The organism is Demequina litoralis (genome assembly GCF_030418455.1).
GTDB classification, from domain to species: Bacteria; Actinomycetota; Actinomycetes; order Actinomycetales; family Demequinaceae; genus Demequina; species Demequina litoralis.
The window spans coordinates 1-20753 of the sequence record NZ_JAUHPW010000003.1 but is presented as its reverse complement, the minus strand read 5'-3'; the positions used below and the strand labels follow the sequence as shown (position 1 = coordinate 20753).

The 20753-nt window shown below is 71.3% G+C and carries 23 protein-coding genes; 8 read left to right on the top strand and 15 right to left on the bottom strand.

The window, feature by feature from the left end:
* Positions 1-27: 27 nt before the first annotated feature.
* Positions 28-720 carry a DUF4386 domain-containing protein gene (locus tag QQX09_RS04555; protein ID WP_301131580.1) on the top strand — a complete coding sequence of 231 codons (693 nt, stop codon included), beginning with the start codon at positions 28-30 and terminating at the stop codon, positions 718-720.
* A 136-nt stretch (positions 721-856) separates the two neighbouring features.
* On the opposite strand, the gene QQX09_RS04550 is transcribed toward QQX09_RS04555, so the two are convergent.
* Entirely contained in the window at positions 857-2167 is a 1311-nt protein-coding gene (locus QQX09_RS04550; RefSeq protein WP_301131579.1) for a hypothetical protein, read from the bottom strand.
* A 176-nt stretch (positions 2168-2343) separates the two neighbouring features.
* Here QQX09_RS04550 and QQX09_RS04545 point away from each other — a divergent pair, with 176 nt between their 5' ends.
* Together QQX09_RS04545 and QQX09_RS04540 are read left to right on the top strand one after the other, a co-directional pair.
* Entirely contained in the window at positions 2344-2859 is a 516-nt protein-coding gene (locus tag QQX09_RS04545) for a hypothetical protein (RefSeq protein WP_301131578.1), read from the top strand.
* 100 nt (positions 2860-2959) lie between these two features.
* Entirely contained in the window at positions 2960-3859 is a 900-nt protein-coding gene (locus QQX09_RS04540) for a cytochrome c biogenesis CcdA family protein (RefSeq protein ID WP_301131577.1), read from the top strand.
* A gap of 124 nt (positions 3860-3983) precedes the next feature.
* On the opposite strand, the gene QQX09_RS04535 is transcribed toward QQX09_RS04540, so the two are convergent.
* The 7 genes from QQX09_RS04535 to QQX09_RS04505 form a co-directional block, all read right to left on the bottom strand.
* A complete protein-coding gene (locus tag QQX09_RS04535; protein WP_301131576.1) occupies positions 3984-4601 on the bottom strand; it encodes a redoxin domain-containing protein in 618 nt (205 codons plus the stop codon).
* Positions 4602-4680: 79 nt separating this feature from the next.
* Positions 4681-6057: a replicative DNA helicase gene (dnaB, locus tag QQX09_RS04530; RefSeq protein ID WP_301131575.1), complete on the bottom strand. Its 1377-nt coding sequence runs from the start codon at positions 6055-6057 to the stop codon at positions 4681-4683.
* 606 nt (positions 6058-6663) lie between these two features.
* Positions 6664-7110, bottom strand: coding sequence for a 50S ribosomal protein L9 (gene rplI / locus QQX09_RS04525; protein WP_301131574.1), 447 nt, complete (start codon positions 7108-7110; stop codon positions 6664-6666).
* 15 nt (positions 7111-7125) lie between these two features.
* Positions 7126-7362: a 30S ribosomal protein S18 gene (gene rpsR / locus QQX09_RS04520; RefSeq protein ID WP_062299433.1), complete on the bottom strand. Its 237-nt coding sequence runs from the start codon at positions 7360-7362 to the stop codon at positions 7126-7128.
* Positions 7363-7391: 29 nt separating this feature from the next.
* On the bottom strand, positions 7392-7904 hold the full coding sequence (locus tag QQX09_RS04515) for a single-stranded DNA-binding protein (protein ID WP_301131573.1): 513 nt from the start codon (positions 7902-7904) through the stop codon (positions 7392-7394).
* Positions 7905-7961: 57 nt separating this feature from the next.
* Positions 7962-8252 (bottom strand): 30S ribosomal protein S6, encoded by a 291-nt coding sequence (rpsF, locus tag QQX09_RS04510; RefSeq protein WP_062299428.1) that lies wholly within the window; start codon positions 8250-8252, stop codon positions 7962-7964.
* A gap of 200 nt (positions 8253-8452) precedes the next feature.
* Positions 8453-9178: a hypothetical protein gene (locus QQX09_RS04505; RefSeq protein WP_301131572.1), complete on the bottom strand. Its 726-nt coding sequence runs from the start codon at positions 9176-9178 to the stop codon at positions 8453-8455.
* Positions 9179-9296: 118 nt separating this feature from the next.
* Here QQX09_RS04505 and QQX09_RS04500 point away from each other — a divergent pair, with 118 nt between their 5' ends.
* The gene (locus tag QQX09_RS04500; RefSeq protein ID WP_301131571.1) at positions 9297-10574 is read left to right on the top strand and encodes a carboxylate--amine ligase; all 1278 of its coding nucleotides are present in this window, start codon (positions 9297-9299) and stop codon (positions 10572-10574) included.
* Between the two features lie 263 nt (positions 10575-10837).
* Entirely contained in the window at positions 10838-11881 is a 1044-nt protein-coding gene (locus tag QQX09_RS04495; protein WP_301131570.1) for a lipid II:glycine glycyltransferase FemX, read from the top strand.
* Between the two features lie 42 nt (positions 11882-11923).
* On the opposite strand, the gene QQX09_RS04490 is transcribed toward QQX09_RS04495, so the two are convergent.
* Positions 11924-14275, bottom strand: a complete 2352-nt coding sequence (locus QQX09_RS04490; protein ID WP_301131569.1) for a transglycosylase domain-containing protein — start codon at positions 14273-14275, stop codon at positions 11924-11926.
* Between the two features lie 236 nt (positions 14276-14511).
* On the opposite strand from QQX09_RS04490, the gene QQX09_RS04485 reads away from it, so the two are divergent.
* Positions 14512-15099 (top strand): PadR family transcriptional regulator, encoded by a 588-nt coding sequence (locus QQX09_RS04485; RefSeq protein WP_301131568.1) that lies wholly within the window; start codon positions 14512-14514, stop codon positions 15097-15099.
* A 17-nt stretch (positions 15100-15116) separates the two neighbouring features.
* The gene (locus tag QQX09_RS04480) at positions 15117-16208 is read left to right on the top strand and encodes an inositol-3-phosphate synthase (RefSeq protein ID WP_301131567.1); all 1092 of its coding nucleotides are present in this window, start codon (positions 15117-15119) and stop codon (positions 16206-16208) included.
* 138 nt (positions 16209-16346) lie between these two features.
* Here QQX09_RS04480 and QQX09_RS04475 read toward each other — a convergent pair whose 3' ends face one another.
* The 5 genes from QQX09_RS04475 to QQX09_RS04455 all read right to left on the bottom strand — a co-directional run bounded on the left by QQX09_RS04475 (position 16347) and on the right by QQX09_RS04455 (position 18938).
* A complete protein-coding gene (locus QQX09_RS04475) occupies positions 16347-16748 on the bottom strand; it encodes a hypothetical protein (protein WP_301131566.1) in 402 nt (133 codons plus the stop codon).
* 62 nt (positions 16749-16810) lie between these two features.
* Positions 16811-17494 carry an SDR family oxidoreductase gene (locus QQX09_RS04470; RefSeq protein WP_301131565.1) on the bottom strand — a complete coding sequence of 228 codons (684 nt, stop codon included), beginning with the start codon at positions 17492-17494 and terminating at the stop codon, positions 16811-16813.
* Between the two features lie 70 nt (positions 17495-17564).
* On the bottom strand, positions 17565-17939 hold the full coding sequence (locus QQX09_RS04465; protein ID WP_301131564.1) for a DUF805 domain-containing protein: 375 nt from the start codon (positions 17937-17939) through the stop codon (positions 17565-17567).
* Between the two features lie 78 nt (positions 17940-18017).
* A complete protein-coding gene (locus QQX09_RS04460) occupies positions 18018-18392 on the bottom strand; it encodes a DUF805 domain-containing protein (protein ID WP_301131563.1) in 375 nt (124 codons plus the stop codon).
* Between the two features lie 93 nt (positions 18393-18485).
* Positions 18486-18938 (bottom strand): DUF805 domain-containing protein, encoded by a 453-nt coding sequence (locus tag QQX09_RS04455; protein WP_301131562.1) that lies wholly within the window; start codon positions 18936-18938, stop codon positions 18486-18488.
* Positions 18939-19007: 69 nt separating this feature from the next.
* Here QQX09_RS04455 and QQX09_RS04450 point away from each other — a divergent pair, with 69 nt between their 5' ends.
* Complete coding sequence (locus tag QQX09_RS04450) at positions 19008-20300, top strand: MFS transporter (RefSeq protein ID WP_301131561.1); 1293 nt, start codon at positions 19008-19010, stop codon at positions 20298-20300.
* 18 nt (positions 20301-20318) lie between these two features.
* On the opposite strand, the gene QQX09_RS04445 is transcribed toward QQX09_RS04450, so the two are convergent.
* Positions 20319-20753, bottom strand: a 435-nt coding sequence (locus QQX09_RS04445; RefSeq protein WP_301131559.1) for an Lrp/AsnC family transcriptional regulator, incomplete at its 5' end; no start/stop codon positions are given.

The following is a 20753-nucleotide window of genomic DNA, read 5'->3' as shown; positions in this document are numbered from 1 at the left end:
CGCCGCGCGACCGCAAGGGAGAGCGCGATGACCACGCACGCCGAAGTGCCCACCAGATCCCTGTCCGACCGTGCCACCGCGACGACGATCGGCATCCTCTACCTCGTCGGCACCGTGGGCGGCGCCGCGAGCCTGGTCGCGACCGGAGGTGGGCTCGAGGGGCCCGACTACCTCGCGAGCGCGGACGAGCTCGGCGGCGGGCTCGCCGTCGGCGCCTTCCTGGTCCTCCTCATGGGCCTGTCGCTCGCGTGCATCCCCATCGTGGCCTTCCCCGTGCTGCGCCGGATCAGCGAGCGCCTCGCGGTCGGCTTCGTCGTCTTCCGGGGCGCGCTCGAGGCCACCTGGTACGTCGTCACCGCGATGACCTGGCTCACGCTGTTCCGCCTCGCGGGGGACGATGCGGCGGCCGGGGACGGCGGCATCGTCCTGTTCACGGCGGGCGAGACGGGAGGCATCCTCCAGAGCCTCGTCTTCGTGTGCGGCGCCACCATGTTCTACCTGATCCTTCACCGAGGCCGCCTGGTGCCGCGCTGGCTCACCTGGTGGGGGCTGGTCGCGGTGATCCCGTACGCGCTCGTCGCGGTGCTGGGGCTGCTCGACGTCCTCGACGTGCTGTCGAGCACGGCGGCCGGCCTTCAAGCGCCCCTCGCGCTGCAGGAGATCGTGCTCGCGCTGTGGCTCATCGTGCGCGGGTTCTCGCCGCGGCCGGAAGCGCACTGACCGCGCCGGGCGTCGAGAAGTCGACCCGCGCATCGTCCCCACGCATGCCGAGCCGACGGCGACCGGGAACGCCGAAGGCCCGGCCCGCGGCGCGTACCGCCGTGGACCGGGCCCTGTGCTCGGGCGAGCAGGGGCGTCAGCCGGTGACGCCCACGATCTCGTTGGTCGCGACGCCGACCTCGACCGACTTCCAGATCTCGCCGCCGACGTAGTCGACGATCTGGATGGTGCCGGTGGCCGGCTCGGTCACGTAGGCCATGCCGGCGACGACGGTGAGGGCGGGGTGGGCGGTCTGCCAGGCCTCGGGGACCTCCCACGCGTCGACCACGTCGATCGACCGCAGGACGTCGCCCGTCTGCTCGTCGATGACGCGCAGCGCGCCGTCGGTGCCGAGCACGAGCGCCTCGCCGTCGGCTCCGCGGGCCAGGCCGCGCCACGTGTACTCGGCCTGATCGCCGTCGAACGGGTCGACGACCTCGATGGTCTCGGCCTCGGGGTCGATCAGGGTGATCTCGGTCAGGCCGATGCCGCCCTCGGGGTCGGTCTTGCGGTCGCCCAGGACGATGTCGTTGCCGTCCACCGAGTGGAGGTTGCCCGTGCGGGCGTAGGACTCGTCGGCCTGGACCTTGTGGACGTGGTCGCCGTGGAAGGCGAGCGCACCGTCGTCGCAGCCGACCATGAAGAGCTCGTTGCCGTCGGAGGTCGTGAAGGCGGTCTCGCCGTGGACGCCGGGGCACTGCTCGCTCGAGGCGAGCACCTCGCCGGCCTCGTCGAGGAGCATCGCGCCGGTGCGGCCGTCCTCGTCGCCGATGGTGACGAGGAGCTCTCCGCCGTCGCTCGCGACCGCGACGCCGTGGTGGGCGTCGGCCGTGGTGTACTCGCGGACGATGTCGAGGTGGCCCTCCTCGACCATGTGCTCCCACTCGTCGGCCTCGACCACCGTGACCTGGCCGGTGCCGTCGTCGAAGAACGCCGCGAGACCGTCGTGGACCACGAGGTGGCCCGGGATCTCGGCCTCGATCATGAGGTCCGTGAGCGACGGGGCGGTGGTGAAGTAGTGGGAGTGGTCGCCGTGCGCCTGGCTCCAGGTGCCGGCGTCGAGGATCTGGAAGCCGCCCGTGGTGGAGACGCCCACGTGGCGGCCGTCGCCCGCGTCGTTGAGGCGGTTGAAGCCGGCGAGCTCGATGTCGGCCTCGGTCTCGAGCGTGTTCGCGTCGAGGACCAGGATCCCGCCGTCGTACGTGACGACGATGCGCGGGGTCTGCGCGGCCATCTCCGTGGCTGCCGCGGTGGTCTCGTGGTCGTGGTCGTCGTGCGACTCGACCTCGAGCGCGTCGGCCGAGGTGGTGGCCTCCGTGTCGTCGGTGGCGCAGGCGGCGAGGCTGAGGACGAGCGCGGAGGCACCCGCGAGGGTGGCGGCGCGCTTCGCGAGGGGCGAGATCGACATCGTGTACCGAGGCCCCGGAGGGCCGACCTTTCGTTCTGTTCGTTCAGCGCCCGGCGGGGCGCACGCGGATACTGTAGACGATAACGAGAACGATTATCAAACTCGGGTGAAGCGCCTGCTGCGCACGGCAAGCGCCGCCAAGCACCCGGTGGGACGATGGAGGGGAGGGGGTAGGGATGCGCACCGTCGGCGTGCTCGCCGCGGCGATCCTGCTGGCAGGATGCGGCGCCGGGGAGGAAGGCGCGTCCGCCGCCGCATCGTTCCCGCCCGACGACGCTGCCATGGTGAGCGGCACCGCCACCTGCGAGATCACGTCCACGTCGAGCGCGAGGGTCCGCGGTGTGAGCGAGATCTACGAGCACTTCACCTGCACGCTCGACATGTCCGACCCGCGCGTGAGCGGCACGGAGGAGCTCGACATCACCACGCGCGTCCTCGATCAGGAGATCGCCACACCGTGGGTGGTCACGTCCGCCACGCTCACGAGCGAGACCGGCACCTGGACAGGAGAGGGCGCCGGCGTGCTCGACTGGTCGGGATCGCAGCCCTACGCCGAGGGTGTGGAGCCGTTCAACTACGGCGAGATGCACTACTCGGGCGTGGGTGACCTCGCCGGCCTCGAGTTCCACTACTACGCGGCCGGTTCGGACTACGGGCTCGCGTACGTGGGATGGATCGAGGAGGACGAGTAGCCGGCGGCGGCGTTCGCCGCGCGCTTCTCGGGGGTTCGGCGCCCATCCGGTGCGGCGAGCGCGCCGAACCATGGGAGCCTGAACGCCGAGGAGGCCATCCATGGATCTAGCCGACGCCGCATACGCCCTGCTTCTGGGTGCGGTCGCCGCCTTCAACCCGTGCGGGTTCGCGCTCCTGCCGGCGTACCTGACGGTCATCGTGACCGGCAGCGCGGGAAGCGCGGGCCGGGACGATGCGGCGGTTCCGCGCGCGATCGCGCTGCGGCGGGCGCTGGGCTTCGCCGCCGCGATGAGCCTGGGCTTCATCGCGGTGTTCACGGCGCTCGGCCTGCTGTTCGGGGGAGTGAGCCTCGGGCTCCAGGCGACGGTGCTGCCGTACGTGTCGTACGTGACAGGCGGGCTCGGCGTGCTGGTGGCGGTGCTCGGCGTCGTGATGGTCCGGCACGGCGAGCTGCGCGGCCCCGGCCTCGGGGCGCTCTCACGCGCCTCCCACGCGCCCGGCCGGACGTTCGCGTCGCAGGCGGCGTACGGCGCCTCGTTCGCCGTCGCCTCGCTGAGCTGCACGATCGGCCTGTTCCTCGTCGTGGTGACCCAGGCGCTCGCCGCGTCCGGGCCTGTCGCGACCCTCGCGCCCTTCGTGGCGTACGCGATCGGGATGGGTGCCTCGGTGGTGCTCGTGTCGCTCGCGGCCGCGCTCGCCGGCACGGGCCTTGCCGCGGCGGTGCGGCGGCGCACTCCTCAGCTCATGCGCGCCGGCGGCGTGCTCATGGTGCTGGCCGGCGTCTACGTGACCGTCTTCGGGCTCGCCGAGATCCTGCCGCGCTTCGGCATCCACGCGCTCGACGGCGTGCTGCTCGCGACGGCCCGCTGGCAGTCGAGCATCTCGCTCGCGATCCAGTCGTGGGGCACACCGGTGCTGGTTGCGCTCGTCGTGGTCGCCGCCGCGGCATCCGCCTGGGTGGTGGTCGCCGCTCGGCGCGCGGAGCGGGTCTCGAGCTGACCGCCGACGTCGGCGGCTCCCGCCCCGCGCACCGCTCGCCGGCCCCGGCGCATCGTCGCCGGGGCCCGGGCGCGCGCATGGGAACGCCCGGCGCCGCGGGCGCGGCGCCGGGCGTCACCGGGGATCAGGTCGCGGCGATCTTCTCCGCGTAGTCGACGAGCTCGTCCGCGGTCGTGCCGGCGCCCAGCGTGTAGGCGTCGCCGGAGTCGTCGACCACGATGATCGTCGCCTGGGAGCTCACGTCGAAGCCGCGCCAGACGCTGCCGTCGAGGTCCGCGACGTGCGTGAACGACTCGGTGCCGGTCATCTCGACGAACTCCTGCATGAACGACTGGTCGCCCGACAGGCCCGCGAGGCCCACGATCTCGATCCCGTCCGGCAGCCGCTCCGCGGCGTCGAGCAGCACGGGCGCCTCGGCGACGCAGGTGGGGCACCAGGGCGCCCAGAACCACAGGATCACGTCCGTGTCGTCGAGGGTCGCGCCGTCGAAGGTCTCGCCGCCCATGACCGTGGGCGCGGTGAAGGCGAAGGCGCTGTCGGGCTCGGGCTCCGAGGCCTCCTCCGCAACGGTCACCTCGGGTTCGGGGGTCTCGACCGGCTCCATGGCGTCCGCCGTCGCGTGGGCCGTGGACTCCATCGGCGTCTCGCTCATCGCGGCGTCGCCGCCCTCGGCCTCGCCGCTGGCGCACCCCGCCAGCACCAGCGCGCCGATCGTGGCGCCCAGCATCGTCGCTCGTCTCATGAGCCCATCCTCCCTCTCGTCCGGACCGTCAGCGCAAGGCGTTCGGAGCGTTCGAGGGGACGGATGGGTGGCGCACGAGCTACAGGTCGCGCGCCATGTCCGTGAAGTGCGCGTAATCCTTGCGGAAGGCGACCTCGATCGTGTCGGTCGGTCCCGCGCGGTGCTTCGCGACGATGAAGTCCGCCTCGCCGGGCCGGTTCTCGCGGTCGTAGACGTCCTCGCGGTGCAGCAGGATCACGATGTCCGCGTCCTGCTCGATCGCGCCGGACTCACGCATGTCGGACAGCATCGGCTTCTTGTCGCCGCGCTGCTCGGATCCACGGTTCAGCTGCGAGATCGCGATGACCGGCGCCTCGACCTCCTTGGCGAGCAGCTTGAGCGCGCGGGAGAACTCGGAGACCTCCTGCTGGCGCGACTCGACCTTGCGGCCCGACGTCATCAGCTGGAGGTAGTCGACCACGATGAGCTTGAGGTCGTGCTGCTGCTTGAGGCGGCGGCACTTCGCGCGGATCTCCATGAGCGACATGTTGGGGCTGTCGTCGATGAACAGCGGCGCCTTGGCGACCGAGGCGGCGGTCTGCGCGAGGCGCTCCCAGTCGCTGGGGCCCATCGGCCCCTTGGTGAGGCTCGAGAGCTTGACGCTCGCCTCCGCCGAGAGCATGCGCTTGGTGATCTCCTCGCGGCTCATCTCGAGCGAGAAGATGACGGCGGCCTTGTTGTTCCTGATCGCGCACGAGCGCGCGATGTCCAGGCCGAGCGTCGACTTGCCGACCGCGGGTCGCGCCGCGATGACGACCATCTGGCCCGCCTGCAGGCCGCCGGTGAGGTCGTCGAGCGCGCGGAAGCCCGTGGGGACGCCGAGCATCGAGCCGTCGCGGTTCGAGGCGGCGTCGACCTCCTCGAGCGTGCGCTCCATGATCTCGCCGATGGCGAGGTAGTCCTCCGAGTTGCGGCGCTCGGTCACCGCGAAGATCTCGGACGACGCGGCGTCGACGATCTGGTCGACCTCGGCGCCCTCGCCGTCGTAGCCGAGGTTGGCGATGCGCGTGCCCGCCTCGACCAGCTTGCGCAGGATGGCCTGCTCGCGGACGATGCGCGCGTAGTAGCCCGCGGATGCCGCCGACGGCACCATCGCGATGAGCGTGTGGAGGTACTCCGCACCGCCGATGCGGGACAGCTCGCCCTGGCGCTGGAGCTCCGCGCTGACGGTGAGCGCGTCGACCGGGTCGCCGGCGTTGTACAGCTTCACCGCGACGTCGAACACGGTCTCGTGGGCCGGCTTGTAGAAGTCGTCGCCTCGGACCGCCTCGATGACGTCCGCCATCGCGTCCTTCGAGAGCATCATCGAGCCCAGGACGCTCTGCTCGGCCTCGAGGTTCTGCGGGGGCAGCCGGTCGAAGCTGTTGCGGGGGCCAGGATCGGAGCCGTATGCGGCCTCGAGCTCGTCGACGGACATGTATCGCCTCTCCCTCCGGTCCCACCCAGTGTCGCGCCGACGTCTGACAGAGCCGGCTCAGGCACGCGAATCTAGGCCCCGGCGGGGCGGGCCACAAATCGGCCGGACGGCTCGCCGTGGATGACCCGTGGAGAACTCGGGGACAACCGTGGATGACGGCCCTCGGCCCGTGGACAACCGTGCGGGGGGCATGTGGACAAGGGTGTGGATGACTCGCGAGATATCCACGTTGTGGCGTGCTTACCTGCCGATTTGAGCGGGGCTTTGCTGTGGAGAACTTGCCCGGCGAAGTCCCCGGCGTGTCGCGTTCCGGCGTGTCGTGCCGCGGGGTGTCGAAATGTCCCGGTGTGTCCGAAGCGCCGTGCGCGCGGCGCCGTCCGACCCCGCGGAAGGAGCGTCGGGGATGCGGTCCGACGCGCGGGTCGGAAGCAGCACGGCTGACGGATCGGCACGCGAACGCTCCGACATATGGGTGGCTGCGCCGCAACCGGACGACGCCCGCGGCCCCCGACAGCCGGGTCGCTGGAGCCGCAACGCGACGAGGCCCGCCGACCCTCCCGACGAGCGGGAGGGGCGACGGGCCTCGTGCGACCTGCCGGAGAAGGGCTACTTGGCGGCGACCACCTTGACGGTGACGTTCGCGGCCACGTCCTGGTGGAGGGAGACCTTCACCTGGTACTCGCCGAGCGCCTTGATGGGCTGGGCGACGTGGATGCGACGCTTGTCGACCGTGGCGCGGGCGCCGATCGCGTTCGCGATGTCGGCGGGCGACACGGCGCCGAAGAGACGACCGGACTCGCCGGCCTTCACCTCGACGACGACGGGGGCCGACTGCAGCGCGTCGCGCGCGGCCTGGGCACCCTCGATGGTCGCGATCTCCTTGGCGCGGCGCGCCTTGCGGAGACCCTCGATCTGCTTCTCGGCGCCGGCCGACCACGGGGTGGCGAGCTTGCGCGGAACCAGGTAGTTGCGAGCGTAACCGTCCTTGACGTCGACGACGTCGCCGGCGATGCCGAGGCCGGAGACCTCGTGGGTCAGGATGACCTTAGCCATATGAGATCCCCCCGATCAGCGGCCGGAGCCGGAGTAGGGGAGGAGCGCCATCTCGCGCGCGACCTTGATCGCACGCGCGATCTCGCGCTGCTCCTGGACGGTGACACCGGTGACGCGGCGCGAACGGATCTTGCCGCGGTCGGAGATGAACTTGCGAAGCAGCGCGGTGTCCTTGTAGTCGATCCGCTCGACCTTGGCGGCCTTGAGCGGGTTGACCTTCTTGCGCGGCTTGCGGATGTCGTGCTTAGCCATGTTGAAGACTCCTGAGTGAAAAGTACCGATCAGAACGGCGGCTCGTCCGACGCCGGGGCGGTCGCCCACGGGTCGTTCGAGGAGCCGCCGGCCGGCGAGCTGCTGTAGCCACCGCCGGAGTTGCCGCCGCCGAAGCCGCCGCCACCGCCGCCGCCGCTGAAGCCGCCGCCCTGGCCGCCGCGCTGCGTGCGCGTGACCTTGGCGGTGGCGTAGCGGAGCGAGGGGCCGACCTCGTCGACCTGCATCTCCATGACGGTGCGCTTCTCGCCGTTCGCCTCCCACGAGCGGGACACGAGGCGGCCGGTCACGATCACGCGCATGCCCTTGGTGAGGGACTCTGCGACGTTCTCGGCGGCCTCACGCCACAGGGAGCAACGCATGAACAGGGTCTCGCCGTCCTTCCACTCGTTCGACTGACGGTCGAACGTGCGGGGGGTGGACGCCACCGTGAAGTTGACGACGGCCGCGCCGGAGGAGATGAAGCGAAGCTCCGGGTCTCCGGTGAGGTTGCCGACCACGGTGATCTGGGTGTCGCCTGCCATGTGTGTTCCCCTTGGTTTCGTGTATTCGCTGGTGAGAGTCGGGAGAAGCCCGGACCCTTAGTGGGCGTCCGGGCGGAGCAGCTTGGTGCGGAGGATGGTCTCGTTGAGACCCAGCTGGCGCTCCAGCTCCTTCGCGGTCGCGGACTCCGACGTGAAGTTCACGACGGCGTAGATGCCGTCGTTCTTCTTCTTGATCGGGTAGGCCAGGCGGCGACGGCCCCACACGTCGAGCTTGTCGACGGTGCCGGAGTCGCCGGTGATGACCTGAAGGTACTTGTCGAGCGACGGGGTGACGGTGCGCTCGTCGATCTCAGGGTCGAGGATGATCATCATCTCGTACTGACGCATCTATACCCACCTCCTCTGGACTCATGCGGCCACGGACGTTCCGTGGCAGGAGGGTGATGCAGTCGCGGACGTCCTGACCAGGTGGTCAGGGGTATCCGCGACATCACAGGATACCGTCCGCCAGGGACGATGCGCCAGTAGCAGGTCCCGGGCGGTGGAGGGACGATGCGCCGGGCACCATCCCACCCGTCCACCGGCGCCTACGCGTCACCCATCTGCGCGAACGCCTCCGCCGCGTCGTCCGCGAACTCGGGGCACTGGAGGTGCGCGAACATCGCACCCATCATCGCCGCGGCGGCGGTGTTGGCGGCGGCCTCCGACTCCTCCTCGTCGGTGCTGAGGCCCGCGGACATGGCGGCGGTCATCGCGTCGACGAACGCCTCGCCGAACGCCTCGTCGTAGGCCGTGCCCGAGCGCGTCGCCTCGCACACGTCCCAGCCTGTCTCGAGCAGGAGGACCAGGTCGTCGTCCGTGAGCGGGACGTCGGCCTCGGTGGCGCTGTCGCCCAGCATCGCGACGATCATGATGTCCCGTCCCGCGCGCGAGAGGTCCTCGGCGACCTCGACGAGCAGCCCGGTCATCGCGCCGCCGTCGACCTCTTCCGCGGTCAGCACGTCGGCGAAGGCCTCCTCGACGCCCGCCTCCGCGGTGACCAGCTCCATGTACTCGTTGCGCTCGTCGGCGGTGAGGGCGAAGGCGGGCGAGTCGGCGGGCGCCCAGTCCTCGTCCGCGTAGTCCGCGGCGACCTGCTCGACGATCGTCAGCGGCGCCTCGGTGACCGAGGGCTCGGGGGACGCCTCGGCCTCGACCGTCGCGGCGGCCTCCGCGCCCACGCTCGCGTCCGCGGCCTCCGGGTCGTCGGCGCTGCACGCCGCGAGAGCGAGAACGAGGGCGGTGGTGCCGATGGCGGCGACGGCGCGATGCATGGTGGTCCCCCCTGGGATCTGGTCCGGTACCCGGCACCGTAGCGGCCGTCGCCGACAGCGGCACGGAGCCGCGCGGGCGCCGCCGCCTAGACTGGCACGGGCGAACCGGGAGGTATGTGTGAAGCAGGTGCTGGTCGTGGGGCTGGGCGGCGACATCGGGACGTACGCGTTCCAGCGGGCGGCGCACGAGCGCTTCGGCTGGGAGTCGATCGTGCTGGGACCGCGCGTCACCACCTTCGGACGCCACTCGACCCTCGCCCGGTGGATCGTCGAGCCCGACGTCTTCATCCCCGAGACGCTGCTCGGCCGGCTCGACGAGATCGCGGCCGGGCACCCCGACCACGAGCTCGTGCTCTTCACCAACCTGGACTTCCACGTGCGCCTGCTCGCCGAGCACCGCGACCGCCTCGACCCGCGCTGGCGCCTGCCGCTGCCGGATCTCGCGATGTTCGACGCGGTGTCCTCGAAGGTCGCCTTCGCCGAGGCCTGCGACGCGGTGGGGATCCGCACCCCGCTCACGATCGCGGTCGGCTTCACCCCCGAGGCCCTGGCCGCGGGCGCCGTGCCGCCGGCCGAGGCGCTGACCCGGCTGCGCGAGACCGGCCTCGAGTACCCGGTCATCGGCAAGCCCGCCGACAGCGCCGACTGGTTCGAGGTCGACTTCCCGGGCAAGCAGAAGATCGACCATTTCACGTCGGAGGCGCAGATCGAGGCGGTCCTCGGCCACCTCGCGGAGCGCGCCTATCCGAGCGAGTTCCTGCTCCAGGAGTTCGTGCCGGGCGACGAGACCCACATGCGCTCGCTCACCGCCTACCGCGACTCGGACGGCGCCGTCACGCTGGTCGCCGGCGGCCAGGTGCTGCTCGAGGAGCACACGCCCGGCACGCTCGGCATCCCCGCGGCGATCCTCACGCACGTCGACGACGAGGCCTTCGACGCGGCTGCCCGGCTGCTCGACCACGCCGGCTACTACGGCTTCGCGAACTTCGACTACAAGGTCTCCAGCCGCACCGGCGAGAACGTGTTCTTCGAGGTCAACCCGCGCATCGGACGCAACAACTTCTACGTCACCGCCGCGGGCGTCAACGTCGCGGAGATGGTCGCGCGCGACCTGCTGCCCGAGGCCGTCGACGGCGACGCCCCGCCCGCGCCGCAGGTACCGCAGGACCAGGTGCTCTACTCGGTGGTGCCGTACCGCTTCCTGCTGCGCTACGTGCTCGAGCCGGGGCTGCGCGCGCGGGTCAAGGCGGCCAAGCGCCGGCACGGCGTGCACCACCCGCTGCGCTACCGCGGCGACGCGAGCCTCAAGCGCCGGCTGTGGGTGCGCGCGCTCGACCTGCGCCTGGTGCAGAAGTACCGCCAGCACTACCCACGGCCCACGGAGAGCGGGTTCTAGGCGGTCCCGCCGTCAGCCGTGAGGATCCGTGACGGTTCCGCGCGGCGCCGCGGCTCGATCGTGAGGAATCGTGTCACCAGGGCCCAGGCAGGTCCGATGATGCGAACGCCGGGCCCGGACGGCCGCCGTGATCTCACCATCCGTGTCAGGCGGCAGGCCCGTCACAGGACCCCACGGTTCACGCCCGCACCCGTCCGAGACCGTCACCCGACCTCACGGTTGCTGACAGCGGCACGAATCGGGCCACGGATAGGCTCGTGGCCATGACGATCCCCACGCCCCTCCGCGTCGAGGAGGTCTCCGACGAGCGGTTCCTTGAGCTCGCCCGCGGCGCCGACCACCCGGTCCCGATCGAGCAGGCCCCCGCGTGGGACGCCTACGACGCCGCCGTGCCGGGACGCGAGCACCTGGTGCGGCTCGCGGTGGTCGACGCGCAGGACGCCCCGGTCGCCGTCGTGAGCCTGTCCCGCTACGAGGTGCGCGGCTTCCCCTACGTGTGGGCCAAGCACGGCCCGATCCCGCTGGTCGAGCGCACGCCGGAGCACGAGAAGGCGGTCCGCGACGCGCTCACGGCGGACCTCCGGACACGCTTCCCGTGGGCGGTGTTCCTTCGCCTCCACGCCCGCCACGCGGCCCCCGACCTGCGCGAGCTCCTCCAGACCGTCACGTTCGACCACACCGTCTACATCGACCTCACGCCCGAGCCCGACGCGATCATGGCGACGTTCTCCAAGCGCGGCCGCTACAAGATCCGCAGGACCCTCAAGGACGAGGCGATGACGGTCACGGAGGAGACGGGTCTCACGCCCGAGGCCTTCGAGGAGCTCTACGCGATCTACCGCGAGACCGCGGCGGGCGCCGGCTTCGGCATCTTCCCCGCGGACATGTACCTGACGATGCTCGAGGCGCTCGCGCCGCACGCCCGCGTCTGGGTCGCGCGCCGCCACGACACGGGCCCCGACGGCGACCTCGCCCCGGGCCGCGCCGTCGCATGGGTGATCGCGGTGGTGCACGAGGACGGCGGCACCGACTACTACGCGGGCAACAACCTCGAGGCGCGCGACACCAACGCGGCCCTGCGCATCAAGTGGGAGATCCTCATGGCGCTCAAGGAGGAGGGCGTGCGCGAGTACGACCTCTTCGGCGTGGGCTCCGAGCGCGCGCCGCAGCTCATGGGCGTGCGCGAGTTCAAGCAGCAGTTCGGGGAGATCGTCGAGTGCGACGGCGCGTGGGACGTGCCGCTCAAGCCGCTCCGCTACCGTGCGCTCGTCGCGGCGCTCCGCCTCAAGCGGGCGGTCTCCCGCTGACGCGACGATGCGCGGGCACCCGGCCCGCGCATCGTCCCGCGGCTACGACGCCCCGCCGCCTCCGCCGTCGGCCTCCGGCTGCGCGGTGGCCGTCACCTCGGGCGTCGGCTCGGGCGTGGGCGTGGTGACGGGCGGCTCGGTGGTCTCGGACGGCTCCGGCTCCGAGGTCTCCGTCGGCTTGGGGGTGCTCGTCTTCGACGGCTTCGGGGTGCTGGTCTCGGACGGCTCGGGCGAGGGCTCCTCGGTCGCCGTCGGCGACGGGCTCGAGTTGACGGCCTTGCCCACGTTCGCGCGGTCGGGGAAGTCGACGACGTCCATGCGGTCGAGGATCGGGCCCATCATGGCCACCCAGATGTCGGTGGGCACGGTCGAGCCGGTGATCTCGGAGTAGCCGCCGAACGGGGTGATCGACTGGACCGAGCCGTCGTCGCCCACCTGGTACATCGACACGATGCCGACGATCTGGGGGGTGAAGCCGGCGAACCACGCCGAGTTGTTGTCGTTCGACGTGCCCGTCTTGCCCGCGATGGGGCGGCCGAGGGCGCTGGCCTTCACCGCCGAGCCGCGCTCGACGACCTGCTGCATCGCGTAGGTGGTGTCCGCGATGACGTCCTTGGAGAAGACCCGCTCGGCGTCGTCCTCGTGCTCGAAGGCGACCTCGCCGTCCGGGCCGATGATCCGCTGCACCATGTAGGTGTCCTTCTTCTGCCCGCCGTCCGCGATGGTCGAGTAGGCCTGGGCCATCTGCATCGCGGTCGGGGACGCCGTGCCGAGCACGTTCGCGGCGTTCGCGTCGAGGCCGACGGTGTCCTCGGGCAGGCCCGCCTCGATCGCGGTCTCCATGGTGACGTCCGGGCCGACGGCCTCGTTGAGCTGCACGTAGTACGTGTTCACCGAGTTCGTGGTCGCCTCGACCATGTCGATCCACCCGAAGTTCACGCCCGCGTAGTTGCGCACGGGGTTCTCGAAGCCCGGCAGCGTCATCGAGTCGTTCGACAGGTACTCGGTCTCGAGCGAGAAGCCGTTCGACAGCCCCGCGATCATCGCGAAGGGCTTGAAGGTCGAGCCCGCCTGCGCGATGTCCTGGGTGACGGCGTTGCGCTGGACCTCGAGGTAGTCGGGGCCGCCGTACATCGCGGTGACGGCGCCCGTGGCGGCGTCGACGGTGGTGGCCGCGACCTTGAGGTTGTCCGCGTGGTCGTCCGGCATGGCCTTCACGGCCTTGACCACGGACTGCTGGTCCTTCCTCTTGAACGTGGTGACCACCTGGTAGCCACCCATCTCGAGCTCCTCCTGCGTGAGGTCGAGCGTGGCGATCGCCTCGTCGAGCGCGGCGCGGATGAGGTAGCCGTTGGTGCCGCCGAACGTGTCGGAGGTCGTGTAGTCCACCGTCTCGGGCATCTCCTGCGCGTCACGCTCGGCCTGCGACAGGAACTCCGCGTCGACCATGCCGTCGAGCACGTAGTTCCAGCGGCGCTCCGCGTCGGAGGGGCTGACGCGCGGGTCCCACGCGCTCGGCGCGGGGATGACGCCGGCGATCAGCGCGGCCTCGGCCACCGTGAGCTCCTCGGCGGGCTTGCCGAAGTACTCCTGCGCGGCGGCCTCGATGCCGTACGCGCCGCGGCCCAGGTAGATGGTGTTCATGTAGTTGCAGAGGACCTCGTCCTTGGTCTGCTCCGAGTCCACCTTGAGCGCGAGCAGCGCCTCCTTGATCTTGCCCGGGATGTCGGTGGTGGTCTCGCCCACGTAGTAGCGCTCGACGTACTGCTGGGTGATGGTCGAGCCGCCCTGGGTGTTGCCCAGGATGATGGTGTTGTAGAGCGCCCTGGCCGTGGCCGTGAAGTCGATGCCGGGGTTCGTGTAGAAGCTGCGGTCCTCGGCGGCGACGATCGCGTGCGGCACGTGGTCGGGCAGGGCCGCGCAGTCGATGATCTCGCGGTCGACCTCGCCGACCTTCGCCATCTCCTGCTTGCCGCCCGCCCAGTACACGGTGGAGGACTGCGCGAGCGCGACGTCGGAGGCCGCGGGCACCTCGAGGCGCGAGTAGATCACCATGATGCCGATCGCGGCGACCGCGACCGCGACGAGGCCCGCGATGAGCGCCGTGATGCCGGTGATCTTGAGGATGCGCTTCCAGCGGGGCTGGTCGCCCTTGCCGCCGTCCTTGTCCTTCGTGCCCTTGCCGCCGCCGTCGCCGCCGTTGCCGCCGCCTGCCGGGGCGGTGGACGATGCGGCGGTCTGCTGCACCCCCGTGCTCGCCCACGCGGCCCCTCCGGACTGCGGCGTGCGCGTGCTGCGCCGGGTCGGCGCCTGGCCCGAGCGCGGGGGCTGGGCCGGGGTCGACGAGGTGCGGCGCGTGGAGACGCGCTGGGGGCTGCTCGAGCGTTCGGTCACGTGACCACCTTACGGATCGCTGGATGGGCGGCTGCGGACGCGGGCGCACCCGGGGGCGTCGCCACGGGGGGCCGATCGCCGCATCGTCCAACGCGCGAACGTCGCCCCGTGTCCCCGCGGCGCGGCGGATTCGCGCATCGGTTCGCCCTACTGTACGGTCTCCGATGTATCGGTGCGATACAACTGGTCGTGATATCGGCCCGCTGCTGCGGGCCGCGAGGAGAGAGGAGCCGCGCGTGACCAAGACCGACGTCCTGACGCTCGCGATCCTCGGCATCCTCCGCGACCAGCCGCTGCACGGCTACCAGATCCGCAAGCGTCTGGGAGCCGAGCTGGGCCCGTTCAGGGCCCTCAGCTACGGGTCGCTGTACCCGTGCCTGCGCCGCATGGTCGAGGCGGGGCTCATCGAGTCCGCGGGCGAGGAGCCCGCGGGCGCGTCCCCCGCATCATCCCGCCGCGCGCGCATCGCGTACAGCCTCACCGACGCGGGTCGCACCCGACTGGCCGAGGAGCTGGCGAGCGCCGGCGCGTCGTCGTGGGACGACGACGCGTTCGACGTCCGGTTCTCGCTCTTCGCCCACACCGACGCCGCCACGCGGCTGCGGATCCTCGAGGGGCGGCGCAGCCGCCTCTCCGAGCGGCTCGAGGAGGTCGCCGAGGGGCTCAAGCGGATGCACGAGCGCCACGACGCCTACACCGCCGAGCTCCAGCGCCACGGCCTCGAGCAGGTCGAGCGCGAGATCTCTTGGCTCGACCGGCTCATCGAGAATGAACGATCCGCCCCCGGCGGTGACAACCCAGGTCCTACCCCCACGGGCCACTAGTCAAGGAGACAACAACCATGGCCAAGCTTCGTGCCGCCATCGTCGGCGTCGGCAACTGCGCCACGTCGCTCATCCAGGGTGTGGAGTTCTACAAGAACGCCAAGGCCGAGGAGACCGTCCCGGGCCTCATGCACGTCCAGTTCGGCGACTACCACGTCTCGGACATCGAGTTCGTGGCCGCGTTCGACGTCGACTCGCTCAAGGTGGGCAAGGAGCTCGTCGAGGCGACCCAGTCGTCCGAGAACAACACCATCAAGATCTGCGACGTCCCCAAGACCGACGTCCAGGTCCAGCGCGGCGTGACCCTCGACGGCCTCGGCAAGTACTACCGCCAGACCATCGTCGAGTCCGACGAGCAGCCCGTCGACGTGGTCCAGGTCCTCAAGGACCGCGAGGTCGACGTCCTCGTCTGCTACCTCCCCGTGGGCTCGGAGCAGGCCGCGAAGTTCTACGCGCAGTGCGCGATCGACGCGGGCGTCGCCTTCGTCAACGCCCTCCCCGTCTTCATCGCGTCCGACCCGGAGTGGGCGGCGAAGTTCGAGGAGGCCGGCGTGCCGATCGTCGGCGACGACATCAAGTCGCAGGTCGGCGCGACCATCACCCACCGCGTGATGGCGAAGCTGTTCGAGGACCGCGGCGTGCGCCTCGACCGCACGTACCAGCTCAACGTCGGCGGCAACATGGACTTCAAGAACATGCTCGAGCGCGAGCGTCTCGAGTCCAAGAAGATCTCGAAGACCCAGGCCGTCACCTCGAACCTCACCGGCCCGCTCTCCGGCATCAAGGACGGCCGCGACGTGCACATCGGCCCGTCCGACTACGTCGCGTGGCTCGACGACCGCAAGTGGGCGTACGTCCGCCTCGAGGGCTCGGCCTTCGGCGAGGTGCCCCTCAACCTGGAGTACAAGCTCGAGGTGTGGGACTCCCCGAACTCGGCCGGCATCATCATCGACGCCATGCGCGCCGCGAAGATCGCCAAGGACCGCGGCATCGGCGGCCCGATCCTGTCCGCGTCGACCTACTTCATGAAGTCGCCGCCGGTCCAGATGGAGGACACGAAGGGCCGCGCCCAGCTCGAGTCCTTCATCGAAGGCGCCGTCGAGCGCTGAACCGTCTCGTCAGAGACCCGCTGAGGCATAGAGAAGGCCCGGGCCCCCGCTGAGGGGGGCCCGGGCCTTCTGCCTGCCGGGGACGATGCGCGGCTCGGGTCGCGCGGTGCGGCGCGTCCCCGGCGTCGACGGCCGACGTCAGCCCGCGGCGCTCGCCGCCCGGATCTGCTCGAGCACGCCGGCGAGGTGCGCGATCGACACCCCCGCCGTGCCCTGGGCCTCCGCGGCGGTCAGCGGCGCGAGCAGGAACGAGTGCGTGAGCAGCACCGTCTGGCCGGCCGTCACGAGGCCGCCGCGCGAGGACGTGCCCGCGATCGAGAGCGCCGTGTCCAGGTCCAGCGAGTTCGCCGGTCCCACCACCACCCGGAGGATCACCTGCTCGGCCGTGGGGTCCTCGCCCGCGGCGTGCACCGCCACCAGCGAGATCGGCGCCGCTCCCTCGGTCGTCGGCGGCAGCTCGATCGCGAGCCGCGCCTTGTCGATCGGCTGCGCCCGCAGCTCCTTGGTCAGGTACGTCGAGACGTGCTTCCAGGTGGCCATGGAGGGACCCTAACGGCGAGAGGAGGGGCCGAAGGACGCGGCCCCGACCGGCGCGTGGCCGTTCACGCGCGGGCGGCGTCCTTGGTGAGCTGGTCGAGGATCGTGCCGATCGGCTCCGGACCGGTGACGATCTCCCACTGATGCCCCGCGGTCCGGGGACGGGAGATGCACGAGGCGATGGTCTGCGCGACGTCCACGCGCGGGATCGAGTACGGCTGGACCTTGTCCCCGATGGCGATGCAGCCGGTGCCGGGACCGTCCGTCAGCGCGCCCGGGCGCAGGATGGTCCACGCGAGGCCCGAGCTGCGCAGCGCCGCGTCCGCCTCCCGCTTGGCGTAGACGTACGCGGTCCACACGTCGCCGCGCTCGGGGTCCGGCTCCGCATCCACACCCATGGCCGACACCTGCACGAACCGCTTGATGCCGCGGAGCTTCGCACCCGCCTGCGCCTTGAGCGACCCCTCGAGATCCACGGTGCGCTTGCGCGAGGCGTTGCCGTCGGGCCCGCCCCCCGCCGCGAAGACGACGGCGTCGCAGCCGCCCAGCACCGCCGCGAAGTCCGGCTCGTCGGCCGCCTCGATGTCGAGGTGGCGCGCGATCGCGCCCAGGTCGGCCAGCGCGCCGAGCTGCTCCTCCCGTCGGGCGAGCGCGATCACCTCGTGATCGCGGTGCAGGAGGATGGGGATGAGCCGACGGGCCACCTTGCCGGCCCCGCCCACGATCGCCACGCGTGCCGGGATGCTCATACGTCCAGCCTGGCCCGAGGCACGTACCCCTGCAACCGGAGGAGGCCTTTTCCCTGGCCTTTCGCGCCGCTCAGCCCTTCGGGTCGGGCCCGAAACGGTTCGGCCCCTGGTTCCCCGGGATGCAGGCGACCACGAAGGTGAGCAGCGGGACGATCCAGCCGAGCAGCGACCAGGCGCCGTTCCAGCCGATGTCCTGGTAGCGGCGGAACTGGAGCGCGATGCCCGGCACCAGCAGCACCAGCCCGTAGAAGGACAGGGCGATCACGATCGCCCATCCGAGCGTCGTGTAGGTGCTCGCGTCCGCGTCGCGTCCCACGGTGAGGGCGAGCGTCGCTCCCACGGCGAAGATCAGCGCGTTGACGAGGACGAAGCCCCAGTAGTCGCGGCGACGTGAGCGTCCCGTGAACTCGGTGTAGCGCCGGAACCCGGCGACGAAGCCGCCCATCGTGGACCTCCCTGCGATCCGGATGGCTCCCACGCTAGCCACGCCGCGCGTCGCGCGCGCGGCGTGGCTGCGGAGACCTCAGGCCTTGGGGTCCGGGCCGTACTGGTTCGGGCCGTCGTTGCCCGGGATGAAGGAGACCACGAGGGTGAGCAGCCCGACGAACCAGCCGATGATCGACACTGCGCCCGGCCAGCCGATGTCCTGGTACCGGCGCCACTGCAGCGCGAGCGACGGGATGAGGATCGCCAGACCGTAGAGGCCGAAGACCACCAGGATGACGATCGCGAAGCCGCTCGCCTCCATCGTCTCGTAGTCGTACCCCGCGACCGCCAGCAGGATGCTGAAGGCGACCGAGATGAGCACGTTGACGAGCACGAAGCCCCAGTACTCGGCCCGGCGCGAGCGCCCGCTGAACTCCGCGTAGCGCTTCAGCGCCGTCGTGTAACCGCCCATGTCTGCTCCCCTGATCGATGCGCCGGCGGTCGCCGGCGCGCCCACCCTAGCGAGTGCTGACAGCGTTGTCCCAGGTGCGCGCCCGTGTCGCCGCTACGCGGGGGCGGGAACGCTGCGGACGATGCGCGGGTCGGGGCCGAAGCGGTTGGCGCCGCGCTGGCCCTCGACGAGGGCGATGGCGAAGAGGACGATGCTGAGGCCGAGCACCGTAAGGACGAGCCACCACGTGCTCATGCCGACGTCGTGGAGACGGCGCGAGGTCACCGCGAGCACGGGCACCGTGATCACCAGCGTGTAGAGCAGCAGCACGCCGAGCGCCGCCGTCAGCGGGCCCCACGCGACCGAGTCGGGGTTGATCGCGGGGTCCTCGGTGGGGCGTGCGGCACCCTCGAAGGCGGCGAGCCACAGCACCGATGCGAGCACGACCGTCGCGATCCACGCGAGCGAGGCGAACAGCTGGAACCACCAGAACTCGCGGCGGCCCGCGCGGCCGCGGAACGTCGCGTAGCGGCGGAAGCACGTCGCGACGGCTTCACCGAAGCCCATGCGGCCTCCCCTCTTCCTCCGTCACTCTACTGATGCCTCCCCCCGCATCCGGACCTCTAGTCTGGGCACGTGACCCTGGCCAGCGACCTCGCACGGCTCTGGCGGGCCCGTGGCTTCCGCCGGCTGACGCTGTCGCGCCTGCTCTCGCAGGCGGGCGACGGGATGTTCCAGGTGGGCATCGCCACCGCCTTCTTCTTCGATCCGACGCAGGCGGCGACGCCCGCGGAGATCGCCATCGGCTTCGCGGTGCTGCTCACGCCGTTCACCCTGGTGGGGCCGTTCGTCGGGCCGCTCATCGACCGCTGGCCGCGCCAGCGGATCCTGCTCGTCGGCAACCTCGTGAGGGTGGGCCTTGCGGGCCTGATCCTCGCGGTGCTCGCAGTCGACGGGCCGCTGTGGTCGCTCTACGCTCTCGCGCTGCTCACCCTCTCCGTCAACCGCTTCCTCCTCGCGGCGATGTCGGCCGGCCTCGCGAACGTCGTGCCGGCGCACGAGCTGCTCGCCGCGAACGCGATCATGCCCACGCTCGGCACCATCGCCGCGGCCGCGGGCGCCGCGATCGGCGGCGTGGTGACCTTCGTCGCGCCGACCGCCTCGGACGCCTCCCTCGCCCTCGCGGCACTCGTGTCGGCGGCCACGGCCTTCGCCGCATCGTCCTGGGCCGCGACCCTCCTGCGCCGGGACGAGCTCGGGCCGGAGAACCCGCTGGCCGCGCTGCGGCTCGGCGCGCAGGTGCGCGCGCTCGGCTCGGAGCTCGCGTCGGGCGTGACCTACCTGTGGCGACGCGTCACGCCGTTCCAGGCGCTGTCCGTGATGGCCGCGCAGCGGCTCCTCTACGGCATCATGTTCGTCGCATCGATCCTCATGTCGCGTCACCTCCTGGGCGACCCGGACCGTCCCGAGGAGTCGCTCGGGAACTTCAGCCTGGTGCTCGGCTTCGCGGCGGTCGGGTTCGGGCTCGCGGCGGTGGTGACGCCGTGGCTCGGGCCCAAGGTCGGGCGCCATCGGTGGATCGTCGGCTGCCTGGTGCTGGGCGCCTCGGGCCAGCTGCTGCTCGCGGCGTCGTCGGCGCGGTGGTCGCTGCTCAGCGCCGCCGTGATCATCAGCCTCGCGGTCCAGGGCGGCAAGATCGCGGTCGACACGATCGTGCAGCGCGACACCGCGGACGAGTACCGCGGCCGCGCTTTCACCCTCTACGACATGGCGTACAACGTCGCGTTCGTGTCGAGCGCGGCCGTCGCGGCGACCGTGCTGCCGACCACGGGCTACTCGCCGTGGGTGATGGCCGGGGTCGCGGGCGCCTACCTCGTGGTCGCGCTCGTCTACGCGCGGGCGCCGCGCGTGCCGGCGCCGGTGGCGTGAGCCGACGGCGCATCGTCCCTAGCGGATCGGGCCCCGCAGCGCCGCGAGACCGCCGCTGCCCAGGTGCTCCTGGCCGATGAGGTGGTCGAAGACGATGTTCGTCTCCGTCGAGGCGACCGCCGGGTCCATGCTCAGCTCGCTCGCGACGAAGTCGCGCAGCTGCGCGGTCGAGGTGCAGGCGACGTGGATGAGGAAGTCGATGGTGCCGCCCACGAAGAAGACCGACAGCACGTTGGGCAGCTGGATCACCTTCGCGGCGTAGCTCTTGATCTGCGGGCGGGCCTGCGCGCGGAGACGGACGGACACGATTCCCTGGACCTCGAGGCCGAGCGCCGTGTAGTCCACCTCGATGTGGCTCGACCGGATCACCCCGGCCTCGCGCAGCGCCTTGACGCGGCCGTGGGTGGTCGACGGGGCGACGTGGAGCCGGGCCGCGAGGGCCGCGTTGGGGAT